This window comes from Azospirillum sp. A26 (assembly GCF_042604635.1).
Taxonomy (GTDB): Bacteria; Pseudomonadota; Alphaproteobacteria; order Azospirillales; family Azospirillaceae; genus Azospirillum; species Azospirillum palustre.
This window is the reverse complement of the sequence record NZ_CP170476.1, coordinates 105,346-129,577: the sequence shown is the minus strand read 5'-3', so window position 1 is coordinate 129,577 and position 24,232 is coordinate 105,346. Positions and strand designations below refer to the sequence as shown.

Annotated in this window: 28 protein-coding genes; 13 read left to right on the top strand and 15 right to left on the bottom strand. The window is 68.0% G+C overall.

Annotated elements, in window-relative coordinates; genetic code table 11:
* Positions 1-114: 114 nt before the first annotated feature.
* On the top strand, positions 115-522 hold the full coding sequence (locus tag ABNQ39_RS31505) for a NifB/NifX family molybdenum-iron cluster-binding protein (protein WP_376965969.1): 408 nt from the start codon (positions 115-117) through the stop codon (positions 520-522).
* 127 nt (positions 523-649) lie between these two features.
* Here the strand turns inward: ABNQ39_RS31505 and ABNQ39_RS31500 are convergent, their stop codons facing one another.
* Positions 650-1,363 carry a sensor histidine kinase gene (locus tag ABNQ39_RS31500; RefSeq protein WP_098736200.1) on the bottom strand — a complete coding sequence of 238 codons (714 nt, stop codon included), beginning with the start codon at positions 1,361-1,363 and terminating at the stop codon, positions 650-652.
* 246 nt (positions 1,364-1,609) lie between these two features.
* Here ABNQ39_RS31500 and ABNQ39_RS31495 point away from each other — a divergent pair, with 246 nt between their 5' ends.
* Positions 1,610-2,674, top strand: coding sequence for an esterase-like activity of phytase family protein (locus ABNQ39_RS31495; RefSeq protein WP_376965967.1), 1,065 nt, complete (start codon positions 1,610-1,612; stop codon positions 2,672-2,674).
* A 105-nt stretch (positions 2,675-2,779) separates the two neighbouring features.
* Complete coding sequence (locus tag ABNQ39_RS31490; RefSeq protein WP_376965965.1) at positions 2,780-3,691, top strand: DMT family transporter; 912 nt, start codon at positions 2,780-2,782, stop codon at positions 3,689-3,691.
* Positions 3,692-3,703: 12 nt separating this feature from the next.
* Here ABNQ39_RS31490 and ABNQ39_RS31485 read toward each other — a convergent pair whose 3' ends face one another.
* The 3 genes from ABNQ39_RS31485 to ABNQ39_RS31475 form a co-directional block, all read right to left on the bottom strand.
* The gene (locus tag ABNQ39_RS31485) at positions 3,704-5,509 is read right to left on the bottom strand and encodes a sensor histidine kinase (protein ID WP_376965963.1); all 1,806 of its coding nucleotides are present in this window, start codon (positions 5,507-5,509) and stop codon (positions 3,704-3,706) included.
* 125 nt (positions 5,510-5,634) lie between these two features.
* A complete protein-coding gene (locus ABNQ39_RS31480) occupies positions 5,635-5,757 on the bottom strand; it encodes a hypothetical protein (RefSeq protein ID WP_376965961.1) in 123 nt (40 codons plus the stop codon).
* A 105-nt stretch (positions 5,758-5,862) separates the two neighbouring features.
* The gene (locus ABNQ39_RS31475; protein ID WP_376965959.1) at positions 5,863-6,042 is read right to left on the bottom strand and encodes a DUF3553 domain-containing protein; all 180 of its coding nucleotides are present in this window, start codon (positions 6,040-6,042) and stop codon (positions 5,863-5,865) included.
* Between the two features lie 122 nt (positions 6,043-6,164).
* Here ABNQ39_RS31475 and ABNQ39_RS31470 point away from each other — a divergent pair, with 122 nt between their 5' ends.
* A complete protein-coding gene (locus ABNQ39_RS31470; RefSeq protein WP_376965957.1) occupies positions 6,165-6,848 on the top strand; it encodes a histidine phosphotransferase family protein in 684 nt (227 codons plus the stop codon).
* Between the two features lie 27 nt (positions 6,849-6,875).
* Here ABNQ39_RS31470 and ABNQ39_RS31465 read toward each other — a convergent pair whose 3' ends face one another.
* A complete protein-coding gene (locus ABNQ39_RS31465) occupies positions 6,876-7,049 on the bottom strand; it encodes a hypothetical protein (RefSeq protein WP_376965955.1) in 174 nt (57 codons plus the stop codon).
* A gap of 220 nt (positions 7,050-7,269) precedes the next feature.
* Here ABNQ39_RS31465 and ABNQ39_RS31460 point away from each other — a divergent pair, with 220 nt between their 5' ends.
* The 5 genes from ABNQ39_RS31460 to ABNQ39_RS31440 all read left to right on the top strand — a co-directional run bounded on the left by ABNQ39_RS31460 (position 7,270) and on the right by ABNQ39_RS31440 (position 13,077).
* Positions 7,270-10,062 carry a hybrid sensor histidine kinase/response regulator gene (locus ABNQ39_RS31460; RefSeq protein ID WP_376965953.1) on the top strand — a complete coding sequence of 931 codons (2,793 nt, stop codon included), beginning with the start codon at positions 7,270-7,272 and terminating at the stop codon, positions 10,060-10,062.
* Complete coding sequence (locus ABNQ39_RS31455; protein ID WP_109047908.1) at positions 10,059-10,559, top strand: chemotaxis protein CheW; 501 nt, start codon at positions 10,059-10,061, stop codon at positions 10,557-10,559. Before ABNQ39_RS31460 ends, ABNQ39_RS31455 begins: the two co-directional genes overlap by 4 nt.
* Positions 10,560-10,648: 89 nt before the next feature.
* Positions 10,649-11,014, top strand: a complete 366-nt coding sequence (locus tag ABNQ39_RS31450) for a response regulator (protein ID WP_045583532.1) — start codon at positions 10,649-10,651, stop codon at positions 11,012-11,014.
* Positions 11,015-11,077: 63 nt separating this feature from the next.
* Positions 11,078-12,241, top strand: coding sequence for a protein-glutamate methylesterase/protein-glutamine glutaminase (locus tag ABNQ39_RS31445; protein ID WP_376965950.1), 1,164 nt, complete (start codon positions 11,078-11,080; stop codon positions 12,239-12,241).
* Positions 12,238-13,077, top strand: a complete 840-nt coding sequence (locus tag ABNQ39_RS31440) for a CheR family methyltransferase (protein ID WP_109047910.1) — start codon at positions 12,238-12,240, stop codon at positions 13,075-13,077. Before ABNQ39_RS31445 ends, ABNQ39_RS31440 begins: the two co-directional genes overlap by 4 nt.
* 126 nt (positions 13,078-13,203) lie before the next feature.
* On the opposite strand, the gene ABNQ39_RS31435 is transcribed toward ABNQ39_RS31440, so the two are convergent.
* The 4 genes from ABNQ39_RS31435 to ctrA form a co-directional block, all read right to left on the bottom strand.
* A complete protein-coding gene (locus ABNQ39_RS31435) occupies positions 13,204-13,428 on the bottom strand; it encodes a hypothetical protein (protein ID WP_098736191.1) in 225 nt (74 codons plus the stop codon).
* A gap of 48 nt (positions 13,429-13,476) precedes the next feature.
* Positions 13,477-13,683 carry a hypothetical protein gene (locus ABNQ39_RS31430; protein WP_376965947.1) on the bottom strand — a complete coding sequence of 69 codons (207 nt, stop codon included), beginning with the start codon at positions 13,681-13,683 and terminating at the stop codon, positions 13,477-13,479.
* 113 nt (positions 13,684-13,796) lie between these two features.
* Entirely contained in the window at positions 13,797-14,006 is a 210-nt protein-coding gene (locus tag ABNQ39_RS31425) for a cold-shock protein (RefSeq protein WP_012977930.1), read from the bottom strand.
* Positions 14,007-14,263: 257 nt separating this feature from the next.
* Positions 14,264-15,004, bottom strand: a complete 741-nt coding sequence (ctrA, locus tag ABNQ39_RS31420; protein WP_098736190.1) for a response regulator transcription factor CtrA — start codon at positions 15,002-15,004, stop codon at positions 14,264-14,266.
* A gap of 269 nt (positions 15,005-15,273) precedes the next feature.
* Between ctrA and fliI the strand changes: the two genes are divergently transcribed.
* Together fliI and ABNQ39_RS31410 are read left to right on the top strand one after the other, a co-directional pair.
* Positions 15,274-16,611: a flagellar protein export ATPase FliI gene (gene fliI, locus ABNQ39_RS31415; protein WP_376965944.1), complete on the top strand. Its 1,338-nt coding sequence runs from the start codon at positions 15,274-15,276 to the stop codon at positions 16,609-16,611.
* Positions 16,608-17,042: a flagellar export protein FliJ gene (locus tag ABNQ39_RS31410; protein ID WP_376965942.1), complete on the top strand. Its 435-nt coding sequence runs from the start codon at positions 16,608-16,610 to the stop codon at positions 17,040-17,042. Before fliI ends, ABNQ39_RS31410 begins: the two co-directional genes overlap by 4 nt.
* Before the next feature lie 58 nt (positions 17,043-17,100).
* On the opposite strand, the gene ABNQ39_RS31405 is transcribed toward ABNQ39_RS31410, so the two are convergent.
* The 3 genes from ABNQ39_RS31405 to ABNQ39_RS31395 form a co-directional block, all read right to left on the bottom strand.
* Positions 17,101-17,691, bottom strand: coding sequence for a hypothetical protein (locus tag ABNQ39_RS31405; protein WP_376965940.1), 591 nt, complete (start codon positions 17,689-17,691; stop codon positions 17,101-17,103).
* Positions 17,692-17,822: 131 nt separating this feature from the next.
* Positions 17,823-18,053 (bottom strand): hypothetical protein, encoded by a 231-nt coding sequence (locus tag ABNQ39_RS31400; RefSeq protein WP_109096470.1) that lies wholly within the window; start codon positions 18,051-18,053, stop codon positions 17,823-17,825.
* A 146-nt stretch (positions 18,054-18,199) separates the two neighbouring features.
* Positions 18,200-19,192 carry a LysR family transcriptional regulator gene (locus ABNQ39_RS31395; protein WP_376965938.1) on the bottom strand — a complete coding sequence of 331 codons (993 nt, stop codon included), beginning with the start codon at positions 19,190-19,192 and terminating at the stop codon, positions 18,200-18,202.
* A 174-nt stretch (positions 19,193-19,366) separates the two neighbouring features.
* Here ABNQ39_RS31395 and ABNQ39_RS31390 point away from each other — a divergent pair, with 174 nt between their 5' ends.
* A complete protein-coding gene (locus ABNQ39_RS31390) occupies positions 19,367-20,539 on the top strand; it encodes a mandelate racemase/muconate lactonizing enzyme family protein (protein WP_376965936.1) in 1,173 nt (390 codons plus the stop codon).
* A gap of 225 nt (positions 20,540-20,764) precedes the next feature.
* Here the strand turns inward: ABNQ39_RS31390 and ABNQ39_RS31385 are convergent, their stop codons facing one another.
* Positions 20,765-20,887: a hypothetical protein gene (locus ABNQ39_RS31385; RefSeq protein ID WP_376965934.1), complete on the bottom strand. Its 123-nt coding sequence runs from the start codon at positions 20,885-20,887 to the stop codon at positions 20,765-20,767.
* Positions 20,888-21,129: 242 nt separating this feature from the next.
* Here ABNQ39_RS31385 and ABNQ39_RS31380 point away from each other — a divergent pair, with 242 nt between their 5' ends.
* Positions 21,130-21,684, top strand: coding sequence for a carbonic anhydrase (locus ABNQ39_RS31380; RefSeq protein WP_376965932.1), 555 nt, complete (start codon positions 21,130-21,132; stop codon positions 21,682-21,684).
* Between the two features lie 60 nt (positions 21,685-21,744).
* Here ABNQ39_RS31380 and nadC read toward each other — a convergent pair whose 3' ends face one another.
* Together nadC and ABNQ39_RS31370 are read right to left on the bottom strand one after the other, a co-directional pair.
* The gene (gene nadC / locus ABNQ39_RS31375) at positions 21,745-22,578 is read right to left on the bottom strand and encodes a carboxylating nicotinate-nucleotide diphosphorylase (protein ID WP_376965930.1); all 834 of its coding nucleotides are present in this window, start codon (positions 22,576-22,578) and stop codon (positions 21,745-21,747) included.
* Positions 22,563-24,197 carry an L-aspartate oxidase gene (locus ABNQ39_RS31370; RefSeq protein ID WP_376965928.1) on the bottom strand — a complete coding sequence of 545 codons (1,635 nt, stop codon included), beginning with the start codon at positions 24,195-24,197 and terminating at the stop codon, positions 22,563-22,565. The genes nadC and ABNQ39_RS31370 overlap by 16 nt, the downstream gene beginning before the upstream one ends.
* Positions 24,198-24,232: the final 35 nt, after the last annotated feature.

Below are 24,232 nucleotides of genomic sequence, written 5' to 3'. Positions count from 1 at the left end.
CGGGCGCTTTCCGAGGCTTCGCTACCGCCGATTGACTTCGCTCAGTGCGGGCGGGTGCCGGGCGTGGCAGGACTGCGCCGTCGTCGGGCACCGCTTTCTAGGGGACCGCAGAGCATGAAGATCGCCATCGGCACCAAGGATTTCGCCACCATCGCCACCCATGGCGGCCGCACCCGCCGCTTCCTGGTCTATGAGGCCGACGCCGGCACCGCTCCGGTGGAGACCGGGCGGATCGAGCTGGGGGAGGAGGAGGTGCTGCATCTCTGCGGCGACGGCCGGCCCCACCCGATCGATGCGGTGCGGGTGGTCATCACCGGATCGTCGGGCGCCGGCTTCGTCGCCCACATGAAGCGCCGCGGCATCGAGCCGGTGACGACGACCGAGACCGACCCGCTGCGGGCGATCCAAGGCTGGTTCGCCGGCACGCTGGAGCCGGCGGCGGAACCGCCGCATCCCCATGAGCACCATGACGGTGACGGGCACGGGCACGTAATCCCCTCTCCCCCCCGGGGAGAGGGTTAGGGTGAGGGGGACGCGCGACGAGGATTTTCAAGCATCGCGCACTCCCCGCTCCCCACGGAATCCACGCCACGCCTCCCCCTCACCCCGACCCTCTCCCCGGGGGGGAGAGGGGGAGCCACGGGCCTCCTTAAACCGGGAAGCTGACGCTGGCCGTGGTGCCGGCGGCGTCGCTGTCGGTGGACAGGGTGTCGCCGAGCTGGCCGGCCAGCGCCTCGGCCAGCATCAGCCCGTCCTCGGCGGTGGTGTCGAAACCGGCGGGCAGGGCGCGGCCGTTGTCCTCCACCGTCAGGCGGGCGCGGCCGCTGTCGCCCTGCTGGCGCACGGTGATGCGGATCCAGCCGTCGTCGGGGAAGGCATGGTGCAGGCAGCTCGTCACCAGCTCCGCGATGATCAGGCCGAGCGGCATCGCCTCGTACAGGCCGATCTGGATCGGGTCGGAATTGACGGTCACAGGCACGCGCGACAGGGCGCCCGGCGTGCCTTCCCGCACCGCTTCGCAGAGTGCCGTGACATAGCGGCCGAGATCGACATGGGTGCCGGCGCCGCTCTCGTGCAGCTGGCGGTAGAGGATCGCCAGCGCCTCGATGCGGACCATGGTCTGTTCGTAGGCGGCGCGGGCGTCGGGATCGCGGATGCGTCCGGCCTGCAGCTTCAGCAGGCTGATGACCAGTTGCAGGCTGTTCTTGGCGCGATGCTGCAACTCCCGCAGCTCGGCTTCCAACTCCTGGATGCGCGCCGTCAGCCGGTCGGCCGGAGACAGGCCGGACACGCCTGACGCGATGCCGTCGCCGGTCTGGTCCGGAGGAGAATAGGCGGTCTGCGACCGCGGAAGCATCGGCATGGGGACGGACTCGGCTCGATCGTCACGGATAAGGATCGTCGAAAACATTCGTCAATCTAAGCGCTTGTCCGGCAGGCCCCACCGGTTCTGAGGGAGTAACCCGCCGCGCCTAGCCGATATGACCGGGCCGTTATGAGAGAGGTCGCGTAACGCTCACGCTGCATCCTGCCGTATGTCTGACGCCGTGACCGAAAGAATGCCGAAAGAAAGGTTGTATCCCTCGGTTGCACTGGCAAGAGTGCCGCGATGACGATACGCAAAAGCATGGCCTGGGGCCTGCTGCTGGTCGCCCTGTCCGGCGGTTGCGCCGCCGTGGTCGGTGCCGGCGGCGACTCCGACCCCACCCCCGGCCCCCTTTCCGTCACCGCCTCCGCGGTGCCGCTCGACCGCGGGCGGCCGGAGAAGGTCGCGGTCGGGCCGTTGCGCTTTCTGGGTGGCCTGGACATCGCCGGGGGCGAGCGGGTCGGCGGCCTGTCCGGCCTTTGGATCGATCCGGCCGGCGACCGCTTCGTCGCCATCGGCGACACCGGGCTGGTGGTGGACGGCCGGCTGCAAACCGATGCCGAGGGCCGGCTTGCCGGCCTGTCGGAGGTCCATGCCCGTCCCTTGACGGTCGAGGAGGGGATTTCCCATCGCAAGCGCCGCACCGATGCCGAGGATTTGACGCGGTTGCCCGACGGCGGCTGGCTGGTGTCGCTGGAGCGCGACCATCGCATCCTGCGCTACAAGGGCGGCGATGGCGGTGATGGCGGCGATCAGGGACCGGAGGGCACGCCCACGCCGATTCCGATGCCGCCGGGGATGGATAGCACGCCGGAGAATGGCGGGCTGGAGTCGCTGACCCTGCTTCCCGACGGCCGGCTGCTGACCATCGAGGAGGGCAAGGACAACGGCCATCAGGACCGCCGCGCCTGGATAACCCGCATGGGCTCGTCCAGGGACGGCGTGCCGGCGAGCGCCGCCGACTGGCAGCCCTTCACCTATCGGACGGCCCCGCGCTACCGCCCGACCTCCGTCGCCCCGCTGCCGGACGGCGGCGTGCTGGTGCTGGAACGCCGGGTGTCGCTGTTGGGCGGCTGGTCGTCGCGGCTGGTGCGGGTGGCGGCGCGCCAGCTGACTGCCGGCGCGGTGGTGGACGGCGAGGAACTCGGGCGTCTGGAGGCGCCGCTGGTGAACGACAATTTCGAAGGCATCGCCACCCGGCCGGGGCCGGCAGGGGAAACGCTGGTCTATCTGATCTCCGACAACAATTTCAGCTCGCTCCAGCGCACCTACCTGCTGATGTTCGCCCTGCACGGCCCCTCCTCGTGACCACCACGGCCCGACCAAAGTAGGACGCGGCCGACCGTGCTGGGGATTTGACAGGGCGGCCGCCCTGCGGCTAGCTGGACGAGTCTGGTTGCAAGGGAAACAATCGTGGTGGCGAGCGATAAGACAGGTGCCGTTGCGGTGCCGGCGGCGCCCACGGCCGGGCGGGCGGCACTGCTGACCCTGCTGGCGATGCTGGCCTTCGCCGCCAACTCCATCCTGTGCCGGCTGGCGCTGACCCAGACCGCCATCGACCCGGCCGGTTTCACCCTTGTGCGCATCGCCTCCGGTGCGGCCAGCTTGTGGCTGATCGCCCGGGCGACCGGGCATGCGAAGGCGGGTGCCGGCAGCTGGCGCGGGGCGACGGCGCTGCTGGCCTATGCCGCTGCCTTCTCCTTCGCCTATCTGACCATGACCGCGGGGACCGGAGCGCTGCTGCTGTTCGGGGCGGTGCAGGCCACCATGATCCTGGTCGGGCTGTATCGCGGCGAACGGCTGGTGCTTCTGCAATGGGGCGGGCTGGCGCTGGCGCTTGGCGGGCTGGCCCTGCTGCTGGCGCCCGGACTGTCGGCGCCGGACCCGCTGGGGGCGCTGCTGATGCTGGTCGCCGGGGCGGCGTGGGGAATCTATTCCCTGCTGGGACGGGCCAGCCGCGACCCCATCGCCACCACCGCCGGCAATTTCCTGCGCGCTGCACCGATGGCGGCGGCTCTGGCGCTGCTGGCGGCGCTGGCCGGGCCGCTGTCCGGCGGCGGCCTGCGCTGGGACCAGGGCGGACTGGTCTATGCGGTGCTGTCGGGGGCGCTGGCGTCGGGTGTCGGCTATTCCATCTGGTATGCGGCACTGCCGGCCCTGACCGCCGCCCGCGCAGCCTCCGTCCAACTGAGCGTTCCGGTCATCACCGCGCTTGTTGCGGTGCTGGCGCTGGGGGAACGGATCACGCCGGTCCTGGCGCTGTCGTCGGTCGCCGTGCTGGGCGGCATCGCCCTGGTCATCCTCGGCAAGTCGCGGCGGGTATGAGGGCGCCCGGCCTCAAACCGGAGCGGGCTGCGTCAGCGTCAGCGCCCGCAGGGGCTCCGACCGGTTGCGCAGCCGGGAGGGCGGGAACAGCACGGTGGCGGTGGTGCCCCGGCCCAGCACGCTCGACAGCACGAAGCGGCCGTCCTGGATTTCCACCAGCGACTTGACCAGCGGCAGGCCCAACCCGGTCCCGGCGAAGCGGCGGGTGTGGGAGTTGTCGACCTGATGGAAGGGCTCCATCACCTGCTCCAGTTCGATGGCGGGGATGCCGATGCCGGTGTCGCTGACCCGCAGGCGCAGGCTGCGCGCCACCCGGTCGGCCTCGACGACGATCCGCCCGCCGGGCGGGGTGAACTTCACCGCGTTGGACAGCAGGTTCAGCAGGATCTGACGCACGGCACGGGCATCGGCATAGAGGATGGGCAGGGAGGCGGGCAGCGCCGCCGTGAGGGTCACGCCCTTTTCCACCGCCAGCGGCCCCATCTGGCGCAGGCATTCGCCGATCAGGTCGTCGACCGGCAGATCCTCCTGATGCAGCACATATTTGCCCGACTCGATCTTGGTGGTGTCGAGGATGTCGTTGATCAGGCTCAGCAGATGCTGGCCGGACTTGCGGATGTCGCCGACATATTCGGTCTGCTTGGCCGACATCTGGCCGAAGATGCCGCTTTCCAGCGCCTCGGCGAAGCCGATGACGGCATTCAGCGGGGTGCGCAGCTCGTGGCTCATGTTGGCCAGGAACTGGGTCTTGGCCCGATTGGCGGCGTCGGAGACCTGCTTGGCGGCGATCAGCTCCGCCTCGATCCGGTGGCGGGCGGCGATGTCCCGGATCAGCCGCTGCTGGCTGTCGCGCAGCGCCCGTTCGCTGTCCTGGAGATCGGCCATCGCCCGTTCCCGCCGCCCCGCCTCGCGCAGCAGGGCGAGCGTCATCGCCGCCAGCACCAGCGTCCCGGCAAGATCGGCTACCGCCAGGGTCATCGCCTTCGACCACCAGGGCGCCAGCACCGCGTCGCGCGACGACGAGACGGTCACCGCCACCGGCATCTCGGCCGACGCGCGGTAGCTGAGGATCCGGCGCGGTCCGTCGCTGGCGCTGTCCAGCAGTTCGGTGCCCGCCCGCGCCTGCTTCAGCAGCGTGGTGAACAGCGGCAGATGGTGGGCGGAAAGGCCGATGTGGCTGTCATGGTCGGGGAAGCGGGCGATCACCGGCCCGTCGGCGTGATAGAGCGTGACCACCGCGTCGCCGGAGAGGGGAAGCGTCTGGTAGAAGCTGCGGAAGGCCATCGGTTCCATCACCGCGACCGCCACGCCGGCGAAGCGGCCGTCCGGCGCTTCGAGCCGCCGGCTCATGCTGATGAACCAGGTGTTGGAGGTGCGGCCGCGCACCGGGTTGCCGACGAAGACCGCATCGGCGCCGCCGGGGACCAGCCTGTCGCGGTGCGCCATCAGGTAATCGCGGTCCGACAGGTCGATGCCGGCTGGCTCCAGGGTCTGGGTGTCGTGGATCAGCGTGCCGTCGGCCGACACCACCAGGATGGCGCGGATCAGCGGTGACAGGGTGGCCTGACGGCGCAGCAGGGCGTAGACGTCGGCATCGCCGCGCTCCCAGGCGTCGGTGCGCACGGCCAGAACCTCGACGACTCCGGCCAGGATTTTCGCCACGCCGGACAGGCTGTCGGTGGCATGGTGTTCCAGAACCAGCGCCATCGCTGCGCTGTCCTCCCGCGCCCGGGACAGCGTCTCGTCGCGCTGGTGCAGCAGGTCGTAACCGACCAGGGCGTTGAGCCCCAGGATCAGCGCCACACCGAATGCGCCCATTCCCCCTTTGAGACGCGAGATCAAGCGACGGCCCGCCATGTCCGGTCAAGGATCGCTCGATCCTACACCGTGCGGAGGGCGCCCGGAAGTCGCCTTTTCGTGGAATAAAGGAGGATTCTGTTCCCTTAAAGGCGGACGAATGTGCTGGAAAAGCGCTCCGCGGTCGAGTGTTCCATCGTGATCAGCACCGCGGCCGTGCCCAGCGCGATCACCGCCGCGGCGGCGAAACCGAGGATCATTGCCTTCATTCCATCCCTCCCTGACACATGCGCGACTTCGGTCGCATAAAAGCAAAGCGGCGGCGGCGGCGCAATCCGCGCTTTCCCGGACGCCGGAGACCCGGCCGAATCCGCTCAGACCTCGTCGGGATCGACCAGCGTCAGCGAGATGACGTCGCTGTCGATCAGCACCTTGCCGGCATGCTCGAAATTGACGGTGATGCGGTTGCGGATGGCCGACTGCACCTGTCCCAGCCCCCAGTCGGGCTGGTCCGGGTGGCGCACCCAGGCGCCGGGCACCAGCGAATCGTCCATGTCGGGTCCCATCCATCGCGCTATTGTACATAGGAAATGCGACCGCCTGTGCGGCGCCGCCGGGAAAGTATAGAATCTCCAGCACCGCGCCGTCGCCGTTCCTTTTTTCCGGAGTCTGCCTCGTGACCGAATCGTCCTCCCTCCCCGTCAGCGTCGACATCCGCGTTCTGGAACTGCTGGCGTCGAAGCTCTGCCACGATCTGGTCAGCCCGGTCGGCGCCATCCGCAACGGGCTGGAGCTGATCGAGGAGATGCAGGAGGACGAGGATGGCGGGCCGGCCGTCGGCGGATTCCTGGGCGAGGCGGTGAAGCTGATCGACCATTCCTCCGGTCAGGCCGACCGCCGGCTGCGGGTGTTCCGGCTGGCCTATGGGGTGGCGGGGCGCGACCAGAAGGGCTTCGGCGACGCCCGCGCCGCCGCCGCCGGCTATGTCGAGGGCGGACGCACCCGGCTGGACTGGCCGGACCGGGTGCCGCACGACATGACCGCCCAGCGCCGCGGCGTGGTCAAGCTGGTGCTGAATCTGGTGATGCTGGCGGACGAGGCGCTGACCCATGGCGGGCTGGTCTCCGTCGCCGCCGATGGCGACGAGACGGCGGGCCGAATCACCGTGACCGCCGCCGGCCGTCCGGGAACCCTGAAACCGGAGGCCGCGGCGGCGCTGGCCGGCACGGCGACGGCCGAGGCGCTGACCCCCCGCACCATCCATGCCTATCTGGCCGGCCGGCTGGCCGAGAGCGACGGCTTCCGCATCGCCGTCGCCACCGAAAGCAGCGAGCGGCTGGTCTTCACCGCCGAGTGGTGAGGCATCCGGCCGCTCTTCCGGCCGCGTCTACAGCAGTTTGAAAATCCGCGGCTCCACCACGACCTGCTCCACCCCGCCGGTGGTCTGGTGGGCCGTGCTGCGCAGCGTGACCGCCAGATTGTGGCGCGCGGCCTCCGCCAGCGCGGCGTTGAGGCGTTCCACGGCTTCGCGCACGGATTGGGCGATTTCGGCGTCGCTCATCGATCCTCCCTGTGACAATGGAAGCTGTGACAAAGGAACTCCGATCCTACCGGTAGCAGCCCCCCGAAGACTCCCTATCGGAAGAGGTAAGGTTCTCTTAATCAGTGTTTGACAGGCTCCCACCCTACCTGGACTGGAGCGCAACCGGCAGCCTTTCGATGCTGCCCGTTCGAGCCGCAGGCCGGCGCGGACCATAAACATTGGGCCTGGGGAATGCGACATGGATGATCTGCTGTCCGAATTTCTGACGGAAACCAACGAAAACCTCTCGGTGCTCGATGTCGAGCTGGTCCGGTTGGAGCAGAATCCCAACAATCCGGAACTGCTGTCGAACATCTTCCGGCTCGTCCACACCATCAAGGGAACCTGCGGCTTCCTCGGCCTGCCCCGCCTGGAAAAGGTGGCGCACGCGTCGGAGAACGTGCTGGGCAAGTTCCGCGATGGCGAACTGACGATCAACCCGGAAGCCGTCTCGCTGATCCTGCAGGCGCTGGACACCATCAAGAGCCTGCTGGCGGTGCTGGAAGCGACCGAGGCGGAACCGCCCGGCGACGACCTGCCGCTGATCGAGCGGCTGAACCTGTGCGCCGAAGGCAAGCTGGGCGGTCCCGCCCCGGCAGCCGCCGCCGCTCCGCCGCCGCCGCCGACCGCCCCTGCGGTCGCAGCATCGCTGGACCGGCCGGCGACGTTGGACGAGCTGGAAGCGCTCTGGAACTCCATTCCCGGCCCGAACGACATTCCCGCGCCCGCCGCGGCTCCGGCCGCCGGCACCGCCGTCGCCACCCGCGCGCCCGAGCCGGCCGAGGAGCCCGCCCAGTCGCACGACCTCGTCGTGCCGGATGCCGAGCCGGCCGCCGCCAAGGTGCCGGCGCCGGTCGCCCCGATGGCGGGTGCCTCGGGCGGTGGCAACGCCGGTGCCGCCGATGCCGGCGCCGAGGCCGCGACCAAGGAGTCGGCGGTCGCCGCCCAGACCATCCGCGTCAACGTCGACCTGCTCGAAAACCTGATGACCATGGTGTCGGAGCTGGTGCTGACCCGCAACCAGCTGCTGCAGATCCTGCGGTCGCAGAAGGAGAGCGAGTTCGCGGCACCGCTGCAGCGCCTGAACCATGTGACGTCGGAGCTGCAGGAGGGCGTCATGAAGACGCGCATGCAGCCCATCGGCAACGCCTGGGCCAAGCTGCCGCGTCTGGTGCGCGATCTGGCGCACGAACTGAACAAGAAGATCGACCTCCAGATGCTCGGCGCCGACACCGAGCTGGACCGCCAGGTCCTGGAGCTGATCAAGGACCCGCTGACCCACATGGTGCGCAACAGCGCCGACCATGGGCTGGAGATCCCGGCGGAGCGCGTGAAGGCCGGCAAGACGGAGACCGGCCGGATCACGCTGAACGCCTATCACGAGGGCGGCCACATCATCATCGAGATCCAGGACGACGGTAAGGGCCTTGCCATCGACCGGATCAAGCAGAAGGCGATCCAGAACGGGATGGCGTCGGAAGGCGAGCTTGCCTCGATGACCGACCAGCAGATCATCCAGTTCATCATGAAGCCGGGCTTCTCCACCGCCGCCAAGGTCACCAACGTGTCGGGCCGCGGCGTCGGCATGGACGTGGTGAAGACCAACATCGAGAAGATCGGCGGCACGATCGAGATCAAGTCGGCCCAGGGCAAAGGATCGACCTTCGTCATCAAGATCCCGCTGACGCTGGCCATCGTCTCGGCCCTGATCGTGGAATGCGCCGGCGAGCGCTTCGCCATCCCGCAGATCAGCGTGGTCGAGCTGGTGCGCGCCGCCGCCGACAGCGAGCACACCATCGAGCGGCTGAAGGGCACCCCGGTCCTGCGCCTGCGCAACCGCCTGCTGCCGCTGGTCTCGCTCCAGCAGCTGCTGCGGCTGGACGACAGCGAGGACGCCAAGAAGCCGGCGGACGAGACCTTCATCGTCGTCACCCAGGTCGGCACCTATACCTTCGGCATCATGGTCGACCGCGTGTTCGACACCGAGGAAATCGTGGTGAAGCCGGTGGCGCCGATCCTGCGCCACATCGAGATGTTCTCGGGCAACACGATCCTGGGCGACGGCTCGGTCATCATGATCCTGGACCCCAACGGCATCGCGTCGGCCACCGGCGAGATGGCGATGGGCGAGGCCGCAGGCAAGGAGACCACCGCGGTCCAGACCCAGCGCCAGGAGGACAAGATGGCGCTCCTGCTGTTCCGCGCCGGCGAAGGCGCGCCCAAGGCGGTGCCGCTGTCGCTGGTCGCCCGCCTGGAGGACGTCGATCTCGCGACGGTCGAGATGTCGAACGGCCTGCCGGTGGTCCAGTATCGCGGCAAGCTGATGCCGCTGGTGCCGATCAACCCGAACTTCGTCATCGCCAACGAAGGCCGCCAGCCGGTTCTGGTGTTCGCCGACGGCGACCGCTCGATGGGCCTGATCGTCGACGAGATCGTCGACATCGTCGAGGAGAAGCTGAACGTCCAGCTGGCCGCGGAGCGTCCCGGCCTGATGGGCTCGGCCATCATCGCCGGCAAGGCGACCGAGGTGATCGACGCCGGCTTCTTCCTGACCCAGGCCTACAAGGACTGGTTCGGCTCCTCCGCCCAGGAGGGGTTCGAGGAGGAGAAGCTCCAGCGCGTGCTGCTGGTGGACGACAGCCCCTTCTTCCGCAATCTGCTGACGCCGCTGCTGTCGGTCGCCGGCTACGACGTGACGGCGGTGGAGAATGCCGGCGATGCGCTGGCGCTCTGCGAGGCGGGCGAGGACTTCGACGTCATCGTCTCCGACATCGAGATGCCGGGCATGAGCGGCTTCGACTTCGCCGAGGCGGTGCGCCACGGCAGCCGCTGGCAGCGGGTCCCGATGGTGGCGCTGTCCAGCCACGCCAGCGCCCGCGATCTCGACCGCGGCCGGATCGCCGGTTTCAACGACTATGTCGCCAAGTTCGACCGTGACGCGCTGCTCTTCGCGCTCCAGCAGACGCTGACCGACCAGAAAGGTGCCGCATGAGCAACGCCAAGCTGCCGTCCACCGTCCGCAAGTCGCGGGGCGACGATCTCGTCGTCTCCGGCAACCAGGACTTCGTGACCATGACGATCGCCGACCAGATGTTCGGCATCCCGGTCCTTCAGGTGCAGGACGTGCTGGGCCATCAGCGGATCACCCGCATCCCGCTGGCCCCGCCGGAGGTCGCCGGATCGCTGAACCTGCGCGGCCGCATCGTCACCGCCATCGACGTCCGCCTGCGCCTCGGCCTGACCGGCCGTCCGAAGGACAAGCCCGGCATGTCGATCGTCGTCGACCTGCGCGGCGAACTCTACAGCCTGATGGTCGATTCGGTCGGCGAGGTGCTCAGCCTGACCAAGGAGGACTTCGAACGCAACCCGGCGACGCTGGATCCGCGCTGGCGCGAGGTATCGACCGGAATTTATAGGCTGAACGGCCAGTTGATGGTTGTGCTGGACGTGCCTCGTCTGCTCAACTTCACAACCATCGAGACGGCCTGACGGTTTGCGGCGCCCTGCCCCCTGGGGGAGGGCGCCGCACCTGCCGGCCGGCCTTCGCCGACGAACAGATGACCTGAGGCCCTGCCGCAATGAAATCCTGCCTGGTGGTCGATGACAGCCGCGTTGTCCGCAAGGTCGCGCGCAAGATCCTGGAAGAGCTGAATTTCGCCTGCTCGGAGGCGGAGGATGGCAAGCAGGCGATGGAAGCCTGCGCGGCGCAGATGCCGGACGCCATCCTGCTGGACTGGAACATGCCGGTGATGACCGGGATCGAATTCCTGCGCCGGCTGCGCAAGATGAGCGGGGGCGAACAGCCCAAGGTGGTGTTCTGCACGACCGAGAACGACCTTGCCCACATCCAGGAGGCGCTGTCCGCCGGGGCCAACGAGTACATCATGAAGCCCTTCGACAGCGACATCATCCAGACCAAGTTCGCGCAGGTCGGCCTTCTGTGACCCCGAGCGGGATGTCAGGAGAGCCAGCGTTGAACCAGTCGAGTTGAAAGGCGAATCGCCGTTATGTCGGACAGTTTTGGCAGAGGCCCCCTCACCACCGCGCGACCGGCCAACCCGGATCCCGTCCGGGTCATGGTGGTGGACGACTCCGCCGTCATCCGCGGCCTGCTGACCCGCGCGCTGGAAGGGGACCCGGACATCCGCGTCGTCACCTCCGTCGGCGACGGCCAGATGGCGGTCAATTCGCTGCAGCGCAATTCCATCGATGTCATCGTGCTGGACATCGAGATGCCGGTGATGGACGGGCTGACCGCCATCCCGAAGCTGCTGGCGGTTGCGCCGCAGGTGAAAATCATCATGGCCTCCACGCTGACGCTGCGCGGGGCCGACGTGTCGATCCGCTGCCTGTCGGCCGGTGCGGCCGATTACATCCCGAAGCCGACCTCCACCCGCGAGATCGGCGGGGCGGAGGACTTCAAGCGCGAGCTGGTCGCCAAGGTCAAGGCGCTGGGTGCCGCCGCCCGGCGTGCCGGATCGCGCTCGCGCGGCGAGATCCGCCCGCTGACCCCGGCGGCTCCGCTGGGGCTGAAGCGCGAGATGGGGCCGATCGTCACCCGGCCGACTCCGGCCGGCAGCATCGCCACCAAGCCCGACGTGATCGCCATCGGCAGTTCCACCGGCGGGCCGCAGGCGCTGTTCGAGGTGCTGTCGCACCTGAAGGCCGGCGTCAGCCAGCCGATCCTGATCACCCAGCATATGCCGGCCACCTTCACCACCATCCTGGCCGAGCACATCACCCGCCAATGCGGGATCGATGCGCGCGAGGCGAAGGACGGCGAGCCGGTCGTGCAGAACCGTTGCTACATCGCGCCCGGCGACTTCCACATGCTGGTGACCCAGCGCGCCGGCGCCAACGTGATCGCGCTGAGCAAGGATCCGCCCGAGAATTTCTGCCGCCCGGCGGTCGACCCGATGATGCGGTCGATCCTGAAGGCCTTCGGCGGCCGCAAGATCCTGGCCTGCATCCTGACCGGCATGGGACAGGACGGGTTGAAGGGCTGCACCGACGTGGTCAATGGCGGCGGCACACTGATCGCCCAGGACGAGGCATCGAGCGTGGTCTGGGGCATGCCCGGTGCCGTGGCGCAAGCCGGCATCTGCAACGTCATCCTGCCGCTCAAGGAAATCGGTCCCCACATCCGCAAGCTCGCTTCGAGGGCAGCATGAGAGTCGAAGATTTCGACATGTTCTCCACGCTGCTCAAGCAGCGTTCCGGCCTGGTCCTCACCCGCGACAAGGCGTATCTGCTCGAATCCCGGCTGATGCCGGTGGCGCGCAAGTGGAACATGAAGGGGCTTGAGGAGCTGGCGACCACCGTCCGCACCCGCAAGGACGAGGCGCTGCTGCGCGACATCACGGAAGCGATGACGACCAACGAGTCGTCCTTCTTCCGCGACCAGAAGCCGTTCGACCAGTTCCGCCAGCTGGTGCTGCCGAAGCTGATGGAGGCACGGGCGGCCAAGCGCAGCTTGCGCATCTGGTCGGCCGCCTGTTCGTCGGGCCAGGAAGCCTATTCGCTGTCGATGATCCTGAACGACGAGGCGGCGAAGCTGGCCGGCTGGCGCATCGAGATCGTCGGCACCGACATCTCGGCGGAAATGGTGGAGCGGGCGAAGGCCGGCGTCTATACCCAGTTCGAGGTTCAGCGCGGCCTGCCGATCACCATGCTGGTGAAGCATTTCAAGCAGAACGGCGACAAGTGGCAGATCAGCCAGCAGCTGCGCCAGATGGCATCGTTTCGCGAATGGAACCTGCTGGGCGATTTGTCGGCGCTGGGACAGTTCGACATCGTCTTCTGCCGCAACGTGCTGATCTATTTTGACCAGCCGACCAAGGCGAAGGTTCTGGAGTCCATTTCCCGCCAGATGCCGCAGGACGGCGTTCTCTATCTGGGCGGTGCTGAAACGGTGCTGGGCATCACCGACAAGTTCAAGCCGGTGGAGGGCCAGCGCGGCCTCTACAGCCTGGGCGGCTTCTCTGCCGCCGGCGCCAAGGTGGCGTAAATCCTGGGATCCTTGTCCTGACGGACGTCATCCCCGCGAAGGCGGGGATCCAGGCTTCCAATTCAATCGTTCTAACGGCTGGATCCCCGCCTTCGCGGGGATGACAGCCAGAAAATGCACCAACTCTCAGGCCGACGGCGTGATCGACTTGATCGGGCCACGCGGATTGCCGGACATTTCGGCGATCTTGCGGTCCTGCGCTTCGATGTAGGTGCGGATGGAATTCTCGCGGTCGAACTGATCGATGTCGGTGGTCGGCACCTTGCGGTTCGAGGTGCGCGCACCGTCCTGGTAAATCACGTCGAAAAGCGCGAAGGCGTTGTCGACGGGCTGTTTCTTCTGACGGGCCATGGCCTGTCCTCCGTATGATCGCGGTCGGCCGCGCCTGCGGCCGTCCGTTCAGGCATTGTTGGTGTCGGTTTTGGTCTCGGCATCGGTGTCGGTGTCGGTCGCCAGGGACTCGTCCTGCGTCTCCGTCCCGTCCGGATCGCCGGAGCGGCGGGCGGCGACGCCTTCTTCGCGACGCTGAAGCTTTTCCTGCTTCCTCTGTTCCTTGGCCCGGTTGCGCTCGGCCCGCTGCTGGTTGTAGTTCGGTTTGAAAGCCATCGCGGATCTCCTCTGGGCAGAGCCCTGCATCTGGGCGACAGGGACTTGTGCAACACGGAAAAAGGGCACCGGTTTCCCGATGCCCCTTTTTCCGCAGGTCGGCGGTCAGGCGGTCAGACCGCCTTCAGATTTTCCGCCGAGGTCTTGCCACGCTTCGGATCGCGCTGCTCCTCGTAGGAAATCTTCTGGCCATCGACCAGGCTGCGCAGCCCGGCGCGTTCGACAGCGGAGATGTGAACGAACACATCCGGGCCACCGCTTTCCGGCTGAATGAAACCGAAGCCCTTGGTGCTGTTGAACCATTTGACGGTGCCGACGGGCATGTCTGTCTCCCATAACGCAAAGGGCGCCACACCACCGGTGCGGCGCATCAGACTGGGTGTGGGATTGGCGGCCCCCAGGTGCTCGCGATCGAATTTTGCGATGGCGAAAAAAGGGAGGCTGAGCGTGGGGGCGTTTGAAGGCCCCGCAGTCCGAAGCAGAATGACCCACCAGATATGGCAACGCCCGGTCCGGCTTTCAAGGTGAAAGACGGCCGGGCGTCGAGGGGCGGCAAAAGAAAAACGGAAACGCTGAAGAATCAGCCGGCGGCCTGTTGCTGCGGCACGCGCGGCGGCGGCGGGGGATTGCCTTCGACGATTTCCTCGTGCGGGTCGCGCAGCACGTAACCGCGGCCCCACACGGTTTCGATGTAGTTGTCGCCCTGGGTGGCGGCGGCCAGCTTCTTGCGCAGCTTGCAGACGAAGACGTCGATAATCTTCAGTTCCGGCTCGTCCATCCCGCCATAGAGATGGTTCAGGAACATCTCCTTGGTCAGCGTCGTGCCCTTGCGCAGGCTCAACAGCTCCAGGATGCCGTATTCCTTGCCGGTCAGGTGCAGCGGCGACTGGTCGACCTCCACCGTGCGGGTGTCGAGGTTGACGGTCAGGCGGCCGGTGCGGATGATGCTGTCGGAATGGCCCTTCGACCGGCGTACGATGGCCTGGATGCGGGCGATCAGCTCGCGCTTGTCGAACGGCTTGGTCAGGTAGTCGTCGGCGCCGAACCCCAGCCCCTTGATCTTGTTGTCCATTTCGGTCAGGCCGGACAGGATCAGGATCGGGGTGGTCACGCGCGCGGCGCGCAGGCGGCGAAGAACCTCGTAACCGTCGATGTCCGGCAGCATCAGGTCGAGAATGATGATGTCGTAATCGTAGAGCTTGCCGATCTCGAGTCCGTCCTCACCCAGGTCGGTAGAATCGACGATGAAACCTTCCGTATTCAGCATCAGCTCGATGCTTTTGGCGACGGAGGAATCGTCTTCAACCAGCAGAACCCTCATGGCGATATCCCGACGTTTGATGGCGCGCTTTCGCTACCCGACCCCGGACATGGTCCCCGATCCTTGATGACCGATTTCAACCATCCCGTTTACACAAGTTAACAGACGATTCAGCTTAACGCCAGTGCCAAGCGCTTACACAACGTTAATCCTTCCATCGCAAGATGCGATCATGGTGGTTAACGTCGCCCCCGTCCACAGAGCTACCACTTAATAGGAGCGCGTCCCGTCTTGGGACCGCCTTCCCTGGAAACGCCGGTATCCGATCCATGACGTTCGATATCGATCAGTTGATCCGCGACATCGACCGGATCCCGGACTCCAGCCGGTACGGCCGCGTCACCGCCGTGTCCGGCCTGATGGTCGAGGTCGGCGGGATCGAGAAGGAACTGTCGGTCGGCGGCCGCTGCATCGTCGAGACGCGCGACCGCCGTCAGGTCCCGTGCGAGGTGGTGGGCTTCCGCCAGGGCAGGGCGCTCGCCATGCCCTTCGGGGCGCTGGACGGGGTGGGGCTGGGCTGCCGCGCGCTGGTGGCGGGCGATCAGGCGCGGATCTTCCCGACCGATGCCTGGCTCGGCCGCGTCGTCAACGCGCTGGGCGAACCGGTGGACGGCAAGGGACCGCTGCCCAAGGGGCCGCAAGGCACGCCGATCCGCAACACGCCGCCCAACGCCCATTCGCGGGCCCGCGTAGGCGAGAAGCTGGATCTGGGCATCCGCGCCATCAACGCCTTCCTCACCTGCTGCCGCGGCCAGCGCATGGGCATCTTCGCCGGATCGGGCGTCGGCAAATCGTCGGTCATGTCGATGCTGGCGCGCTTCTCCGCCGCAGAGGTCGCGGTGATCGGCCTGATCGGTGAGCGCGGGCGCGAATTGCAGGAGTTCATCACCGAGGATCTGGGCGAGGAGGGGCTGGCCCGCAGCGTCGTCGTCTGCGCCACCTCGGACGAGGCGCCGCTGATGCGCAAGCAGGCCGCCTACATGACGCTGGCGGTCGCCGAGCATTTCCGCGACCAGGGCCGCGACGTGCTGTGCATGATGGACAGCGTCACCCGCTTTGCCATGGCCCAGCGCGAGATCGGCCTGTCGGCCGGCGAGCCGCCGACGACCAAGGGCTATCCGCCGACCGTCTTCGCCGAACTGCCGCGCCTGCTGGAGCGCGCCGGTCCGGGGGTGGTCGGGTCGGGCACCATCACCGGCCTGTTCACCGTGCTGGTGGACGGCGACGACCACAACGAACCGATCGCCGACGCCGTGCGCGGCATCCTGGACGGCCACATCGTGATGGAGCGCCAGATCGGCGAGCGCGGGCGCTATCCCGCCATCAACATCCTGCGCAGCGTGTCGCGCACCATGCCCGGCTGCAACACGGCGAACGAGAACGAGCTGGTCGGCCATGCCCGGCGCCTGCTGTCGTCCTACGACAACATGGCGGAGATGATCCGGCTGGGCGCCTACCGCCGCGGCACCGACCCGCAGGTCGACGAGGCGATCCACTTCCAGCCGGCGCTGGAAGCCTTTTTGAAGCAGAGCAAGCGCGAGGCCACCGATCTGGAGACCAGCTACGCCATGCTCGCTGAAATCTTTGGGGTGCAGTGGCCGCAATGAGCCTGAAGACGATCATCCGCCTGCAAAAGCTGCAACTGGACGAGAAGCGTCGCGTCCTGGCGGACCTCCACACGCTGGCCGACCGGCTGCGCAACGAGATCGAGAAGGTGAAGCAGGAGATCGTGCACGAGCAGGAAACGGTGCGCGACGACTTTTCCGTCTCCTTCACCTATTCCAACTTCGCCCAGGCGGCGATGGAGCGCGGCCGCAAGCTGGGCGAATCGCTGGGGCAGGTGGAGATGCAGATCAACATCGCCACCGACGAGATGGCCGAAGCCTTCCAGGAGTTGAAGCGCTACGAGCTGGCCGAGGAAGAGCGGTTGAAGCGCGAGCGCGACAAGCAGAAGCGCAAGGAGGCCGCCATGCTGGACGAAACCGCGCTGGTGGGGTTCAGGCGCCGGCAGGCGGAGGAAGAGGCGGCCGGAGGGTAAGGCTTACGGGCGGGGCAATCGGACGCAGTGCCAATTCGAAGCCGCCCGGTCGAACCCTTCAAACGGTCACCGAAACCAGTCCGCCCGGCGACCCGCCGCTGTATCCGCCTGTCGCGGCCGGCGTGACGCCGCCTGTCGCCGGTCCCGCGGTGGCGGACCCCGCCGCTGTCCCGCTGTTGCCGGGAGCACTGGCGAAGGACACGCCAATCGACGGACTGGCCGCCGTGCCGGGCGTCGTGCCGGCTTGCCCGGACCCGCCCGCCGCCGCGCCATAGCCGCTGGCGGACGAACTCCCCGTGTTGCCGGCCGATCCGCCCGAGTTGCTCTTCGCCGCGGCGGCTTTCCGCTCATCCTCCTGGGACAGGCGATTGGCGGTGCGGCGGTATTCCTCAACCACGCGCTGGGACGGGATCTGGTCCTGGGTTTCGCCGGTGTCGAAGTCGCGGAAATACAGCACGGCCACCCGCGCGCCCTGGTCGTAGCGCATGAACGGGCTGATGAAGCCAGCACCGGAGGATTTCTCCGCTTCGCCAGAGGGTGCGCTGCCGGTGTCCTGGACTGGAGTCGACGGGGAGGCGGTGCCGGCTTCCGTCGGCTGGAAAGCCGTCGGGCGGACTGCCGTCGAGCTGGAAACGCCACGGATCTCCATCGCTGCCTCCCGCGCTTCTTGCCCGCTTTCCAGGCGTTGCTCCCGGGACAGCCCCTTGGCGGGCGCCGCCCCTCGATGATCTCCTTGACCGACCCTGCCGAACCGGACCTGCCGTGTGATCCGCCTACGGATCAGACCGTGATGTTCAGGTTCTGGCCGCGGGTGGCGGTGGTGTTGCCGCCGCTCGATCCGCTCTGGGCCGTCTGCGCCTCCTGCTGGCGGCGGGTGCGCTCGGTCTGGTCTTCCTGTGCGGATTCGACGGGCGAGGTCGACCGCTGCGCCGCGGCCGGGCCGCTGCTGAGCGGGGTGACGTATGGCTGCTGCTGATAGCCGCCGATGCCGCCAATGCTGCTGACGCCCATGATCGTTCCTCCGGTCGCTGACGCGACGCTTCTCAACCCAACTAGGCAAATTTTGCCTGATCGAAAGGGTTAGCGCCAGCGAAATCGCTTCGACGGAGACGCTTTGCCGGGAATGTCAACGATCAAAGTGACTTGCGGGCAAAGGGTCACAACTCTTTTTCGGCGGTCAATTCGGCTCCGGCAACCTGCGCTGCGGGTTCCGGCGGCGACTCGGCGTTCCGCCAAAGCGCCGCTTCGACAGCCAGCGTCCAGAAGCTTTCGGCCGCCTTGCTCTGGCGGGCGCGTGGACGGACCAGCCGGATCTGCACCGGCACGATCCAGCGCTCGTCGCCGGCCGGCACGCCGGCGCGCACCAGGGAGCCGCGCGCCAGATCCTCGGCGATCAGGCTTTCCGGCAGCCAGGCCACGCCGCGTCCGTCGCGCGCCAGCGTGCGCAGGACCGCGGCAAGGTGGGAGGTGAAGACGGTGTCGAGCGCGGTGGGCAGCGGCTGTGCCGCCCGCACCGCCTCCAGGATGCGGCCCATGCCGGATTCGCGGCTGTAGGACAAATGCGGCAGCGCTGTGTCCTGACCGTCCGCCAGCAGATGGCGCGGCCGGCCGCCGGCATCGGGAGCGGTCACCGCCAGCAGCCGGTCGCCGCCGACGACGACGGAGCGGAAGGACTCCGCATCCAGCCGGCCGGCCGCCGCCGGATGGGCGTGGCAGAGCAGGAACTGCGCCTGGCCCGCCAGCATCAGCCGTTCGCAGGCCTCCATGCTGTCCGACGACAGGGTGATGGCGCCCAGCCTTGCGCGGGCTTCCAGCGCCCGCAGCCAAGAGGGGAAGAAGGTCAGCGACAGCGCATGGGTGGCGGCGAAGCGCAGGGTCGCCGCTTCCGACTGGGCGGCGAGCCGGGCCTCTTCCCGGCCTTGCAGCAGGCGGCGCACCGTCTCGTCGGCGAAGGGGCGGAAGCGCCGCCCGGCTTCCGTCAGGGTCACCGGCTGTCCGCTGCGGTCGAACAGCGGGGTGCCGGCCCAATCCTCCAGCGCGCGGATGCGGCGGCTGAAGGCCGGCTGGGTCAGGTGGCGCATGTCGGCGGCGCGGGAGAAGTTGCCGCAATCCACCAGCGCCAGGAAATCGTCGAGCCAGGAGAGTTCCATCGCCCAATCTTCGTCACGTCTGCCGGCCCGGCCCGGTGCCTATGGGCGCCCACCCTCCGGCCACCCTATGCCGAACCCGCATGATGCGTTCCGACCTTGGCATTGGCCCGGCGGCCCGCAACATCCCTACAGTGCCGGCACGAAACGCGCCACCACGCTGCAAGGGAAACCGCCATGCGCATCGTCGAAATCCGCGAGCAGACCGCCGGCATCAAGTCCGACATCGCCAACGCCTTCATCGATTTCAGCCAGATGACGTGCAGCGTCGTCGCGGTGGTCACCGACGTGGTGCGCGACGGCAAGCCGGTGATCGGCTACGGCTTCAATTCGAACGGCCGCTATGCCGCGGGCGGGCTGCTGCGCGAGCGCTTCATCCCCCGGCTGATGTCGGCGTCGCCCGACAGCCTGCTCGACGACAGCGGCGAGAACCTCGACCCGTTCCGTATCTGGGCGCGGCTGATGACCAACGAGAAGCCGGGCGGCCATGGCGAGCGCTCCGTCGCCGTCGGCACCATCGACATGGCGGTGTGGGATGCCGTGGCGAAGATCGCCGGCGTGCCGCTCTACCGCCTGCTGGCCGACCGTTTCCGCGGCGGGGTGGCCGACGACAGCGTCTGGGTCTATGCCGCCGGCGGCTATTACTACCCCGGCAAGGATGTGACGGCGCTTCAGGACGAGATGCGCAGCTACCGCGACCGCGGCTACAAGGTCGTGAAGATGAAGATCGGCGGCGCCTCGCTGGAGGAGGATCTCCGCCGGATCGACGCGGTGCTGGAGGTGGTCGGGTCGGGCGAGAATCTGTGCGTCGACGCCAACGGCCGCTTCGACCTCGCCACCGCGATCAAGTACGCCGAGGCGCTGAAGCCCTACGGCCTGTTCTGGTACGAGGAGGCCGGCGATCCGCTGGACTACGCGTTGCAGGCCGAACTCGCCAAGCACTACGACCGGCCGATGGCGACGGGCGAGAACCTGTTCTCCCACCAGGACGCCCGCAACCTGATCCGCCATGGCGGCATGCGGCCCGACCGCGACTGGCTGCAATTCGACTGCGCGCTGAGCTACGGTCTGGTGGAGTATCTGCGCACGCTGGACATGCTGAAAGACAATGGCTGGTCCAGCCGGCGGGTGGTGCCGCATGGCGGGCACCAGATGTCGCTGAACATCGCCGCCGGCCTGCATCTGGGCGGCAATGAGTCTTACCCGGACGTCTTCAAGCCCTTCTGCGGCTTCGCCGACGGTATCGCAGTCGAGGATGGCCGCGTGCGGCTGCCCGATCTGCCCGGTGTCGGTTTCGAAGCCAAGTCTGAACTGTTCGCAACGATGAGCGGGCTGCTGGAAACCCGATAACGGCACTCAGGTTCAGAATCCGGACCTGTTCCATTGGGAGACGGCATCGCCGATGTTCGAATCGGCCATTGACCGAGCGCTGTACTGTGTCAATCTATTGGAGGTCGCAACGTTTCAGAAAGGAGGTGATCCAATGTCTCATGGAGCCAGTCCGGTCGTCGCCGCATTGTTCGGTCTCGCCACTCTCCTGACGGCGGGGATCGCCAACGCGGACTGTTCGCCCAATCACAGCGCGAGCGCATCGCCGCCGCCGGCCTCCAGCACCGTCGGGTCGGCAGGAACACCGGCGCCCAGCAGCACGCGCGGCGGGTGACGGCCGAACGCTGACGACCGGGAAAATCCATGCACAGGAACGGGCCGCCCCTCGCCGGGCGGCCCGTTTTCTATGTGCGTTATCCATCGTGCCACGGTCTTTTTGCCACGGGGAAGGGAATCGGGTTGTCGAAGAGGCTATCCGAAAAATGCCACATAGATGAATTTTTGTTTCTTTTCCATATAGCGGTATACCCCATATTGTAATTTTTAACAATCTGCCGCCACCATTGCGCGTGAAACCTCGATATGGGTTCGAGGCGTGTTGGAGGGGCAAGATGGATCATTCGACCGGTCATCACCATGGCTGCTGCCAGGGCGAACACAGCTCGCGCCGCGGGTTCCTGAAGCTGGCGACATTGGGCGCCGGCGTGACATTGATGGCGCCGATGATGATGAGCCGCCCGGCCCGGGCCGGCAGCGTCGATACCCTTCTGCTGTCCTGCATGGACTATCGCCTGATGGGCCACGTCGCCGGCTATATGAATGCCCGCAACATGCAGGCGAACTACGACCACGTCATCCTGGCCGGCGCCAGCCTGGGCGCGCTGACCGACAAGAAGCCGGCCTGGGGCGATGCCTTCTGGGACCATGTCGCCGTCGCCAAGGAACTGCACCACATCCATCGCCTGATTGTCATGGATCACCGCGACTGCGGCGCCTACAAGGTCTTCCTCGGGATGGATCTGTCGCCCGATCCGTCGAAGGAAGCCGAAGTGCACGGCCAGTATCTGAGCAAGCTGAAGACGATGGTCGGTGAACGCCACCCGGACCTTGAGGTCGAACTGCTGCTGATGGGTCTGGACGGCAAGGTCGAGAAGCTGGCGGCGTAAGCGCTGCGAAACCCAAAAGCCCCTTCTCATGGTCCGGGAAGGGGCTTTTTTATTGCATCCTCACATGTCCAGCCCCAGGTCCAGGTTCGGGGCGCTGTGGGTCAGCCAGCCGCAGCTGATCATGTCGACACCGGTCTCGGCGATGGCGCGGACGGTGGCGAGCGTGACGTTGCCCGATGCCTCGGTCAGCAGGCGGCCGTCCACCATGCGCACCGCACGGCGCAGCGTGTCCGGGTCCATGTTGTCGAGCAGCACGACATCGACCGGTAGGTCCAGCAGCTCGTCCAGCTGGTCGAGCGTGTCGACCTCGACCTCCACCTTCACCATGTGGCCGATGGCGGTGCGGACGCGCTCCACCGCCGGGCGCACGCCGCCGGCGACGGCGATGTGGTTGTCCTTGATCAGCACCGCGTCATCCAGCCCGAACCGGTGGTTGAAGCCGCCGCCGAGCTTGACCGCATGCTTCTCCAGAACGCGCAGGCCGGGGGTGGTCTTGCGGGTGCAGACGATGCGGGCCTTGGTCCCTTCGACATCGCGCACCAGGGCGCGGGTGGCGGTCGCGATGCCGGACAGCCGGCCCATCAGGTTCAGCGCCGTGCGCTCCGCCGTCAGCAGGGCGCGGGCCTTGCCGGTCAGGGTGGCGATGGTGCCGCCGGGGGGCACGTCGTCGCCGTCCGTACGCTCGACGGTCACCGAAATGCCGGGGTCGAGCAGGCGGAAGGCGATCAGCGCCGCCTCCAGCCCGGCGACGCGGCCATCCTTGCGGGCGGCGATGCGGGCGGTCGCCACCGCGTCGGCCGGGATGATGCTGTCGGTGGTGATGTCGCCGGCCCGGCCCAGATCCTCCGCCAGGGCGGCGCGGACGATGGGCTCGACGGTCAGAGGATGCAGCATGCGGCGTCTCCGGGCAGGGGGCCGGCGGTGCCGGCCAGTTCGCTGAGGGTCAGGGTGCGGGAGATCGAGGCGGGATTCGGCAGGGGATGGTCGCTGCGGCAATGGGCGCCGCGGCTTTCCTCCCGCGCCAGCGCGGCATGGACGACCAGACGGCCGACCAGCAGCCGGTTGCGCGCCTCGCCCCAGTGGCGGACGATGTCCGGTGAAGCTTCATCGCCGTCCTCGCAGCGAAGCGTGTCCAACGCCGCCGCCAGCCGGTCGAGCTTGCGCCGGGCGGCCAGCAGCCCCAGCCCGTTGCGGACCAGACCGGCCCCGTCATAGAGCGCCGTCCGCGCCTCCGCCCCGATGGCGTCGAGCAGGGCATGGCCGACATCGGCGGCGACCGCCGGCGGGCGGGGCAGGGCGAAGGGCGGCAGCGGTGCAAGCGGACGGTCCGCCACGTCGCGGGCGACGCGGGCGCCGAACACCAGCGCCTCCAGCAGGGAATTGCTCGCCAGCCGGTTGGCACCGTGGACGCCGGTGCAGGCGACCTCGCCGCAGGCCCACAGCCCCTCCAGGCTGGTCCGCCCGTCGGCATCGGTGACCACGCCGCCCATATGGTAGTGGGCGGCCGGCGCCACCGGTATCGGCTCGGCGAACGGGTCGAGCCCATGCTCGGCGCACAGCGCCAGCACGGTGGGGAAGCCGCCGGGCTTGGCGGCCAGTGCCGGACGCAGATCGAGGAACACCGGCTCGCCCGCCGCGACGCGCCGGCCGATGGCGCGCGCGACCACGTCGCGCGGCGCCAGCTCCGCCAGCGGATGCTCGTCCGGCATGAAGCGGCGGCCCTGGCGGTCGAGCAGCAGGGCGCCCGCCCCGCGCAACGCCTCGGTCAGCAGCGGCACCGGGTCGGCATCGACGGCCAGCGCCGTGGGGTGGAACTGGACGAACTCCAGGTCGGCCAGCATGGCCCCGGCCCGCGCGGCGATGGCCAGCCCGTCGCCGGTTGCCTCCGCCGGGTTGGTGGTGCGGGCGAAGGTGGCGCCGATGCCGCCGGTCGCCAGGATCACGCGCGGCGCCCGGTGCAGCACCCAGCCCTGCCCATGGCAGGCCAGCAGACCGCAGACCCGGCCATTGCGCAGCACGAGATCGACGGCGAAGGCGTCGGTCTCCACCCGCACCGACGGGGTGGCGCGCAGGCGGTCCGCCAGGGCGGTGACCAGGGTCCGGCCGGTGGCGTCGCCGCCGGCATGGACGATGCGCGCCGCGCCATGGGCGGCTTCCCGGCCGAGCAGCGGCGAGCCGTCGGCGGCGCGGTCGAAGGGCAGGCCGTCGTTGAGCAACCGGCGGACCTCGGCGGCGCCGTCGCGGGTCAGCAGGGCCGCCATCGCCGCATCGACCAGACCGGCCCCGGCGGCGACGGTGTCGGCGGCATGGTCCTCCGGCCGGTCGCCGGGACCGACGGCGGCGGCGATGCCGCCCTGGGCGTAGAGGCTGGAGCCGCCGGGCAGGCCGGCGGTTTTAGTGATCAGCGTGACCGCGCGCGGCGCCAGTTGCAGCGCCGCGGTCATTCCGGCAAGGCCGGATCCGACGACGATCACCTCGGCATCGCGGACATCGTAAGGCGTGCTGGAGGTCATAGGGGACTCCTCAACGCGACGCGGACAGATCCCTT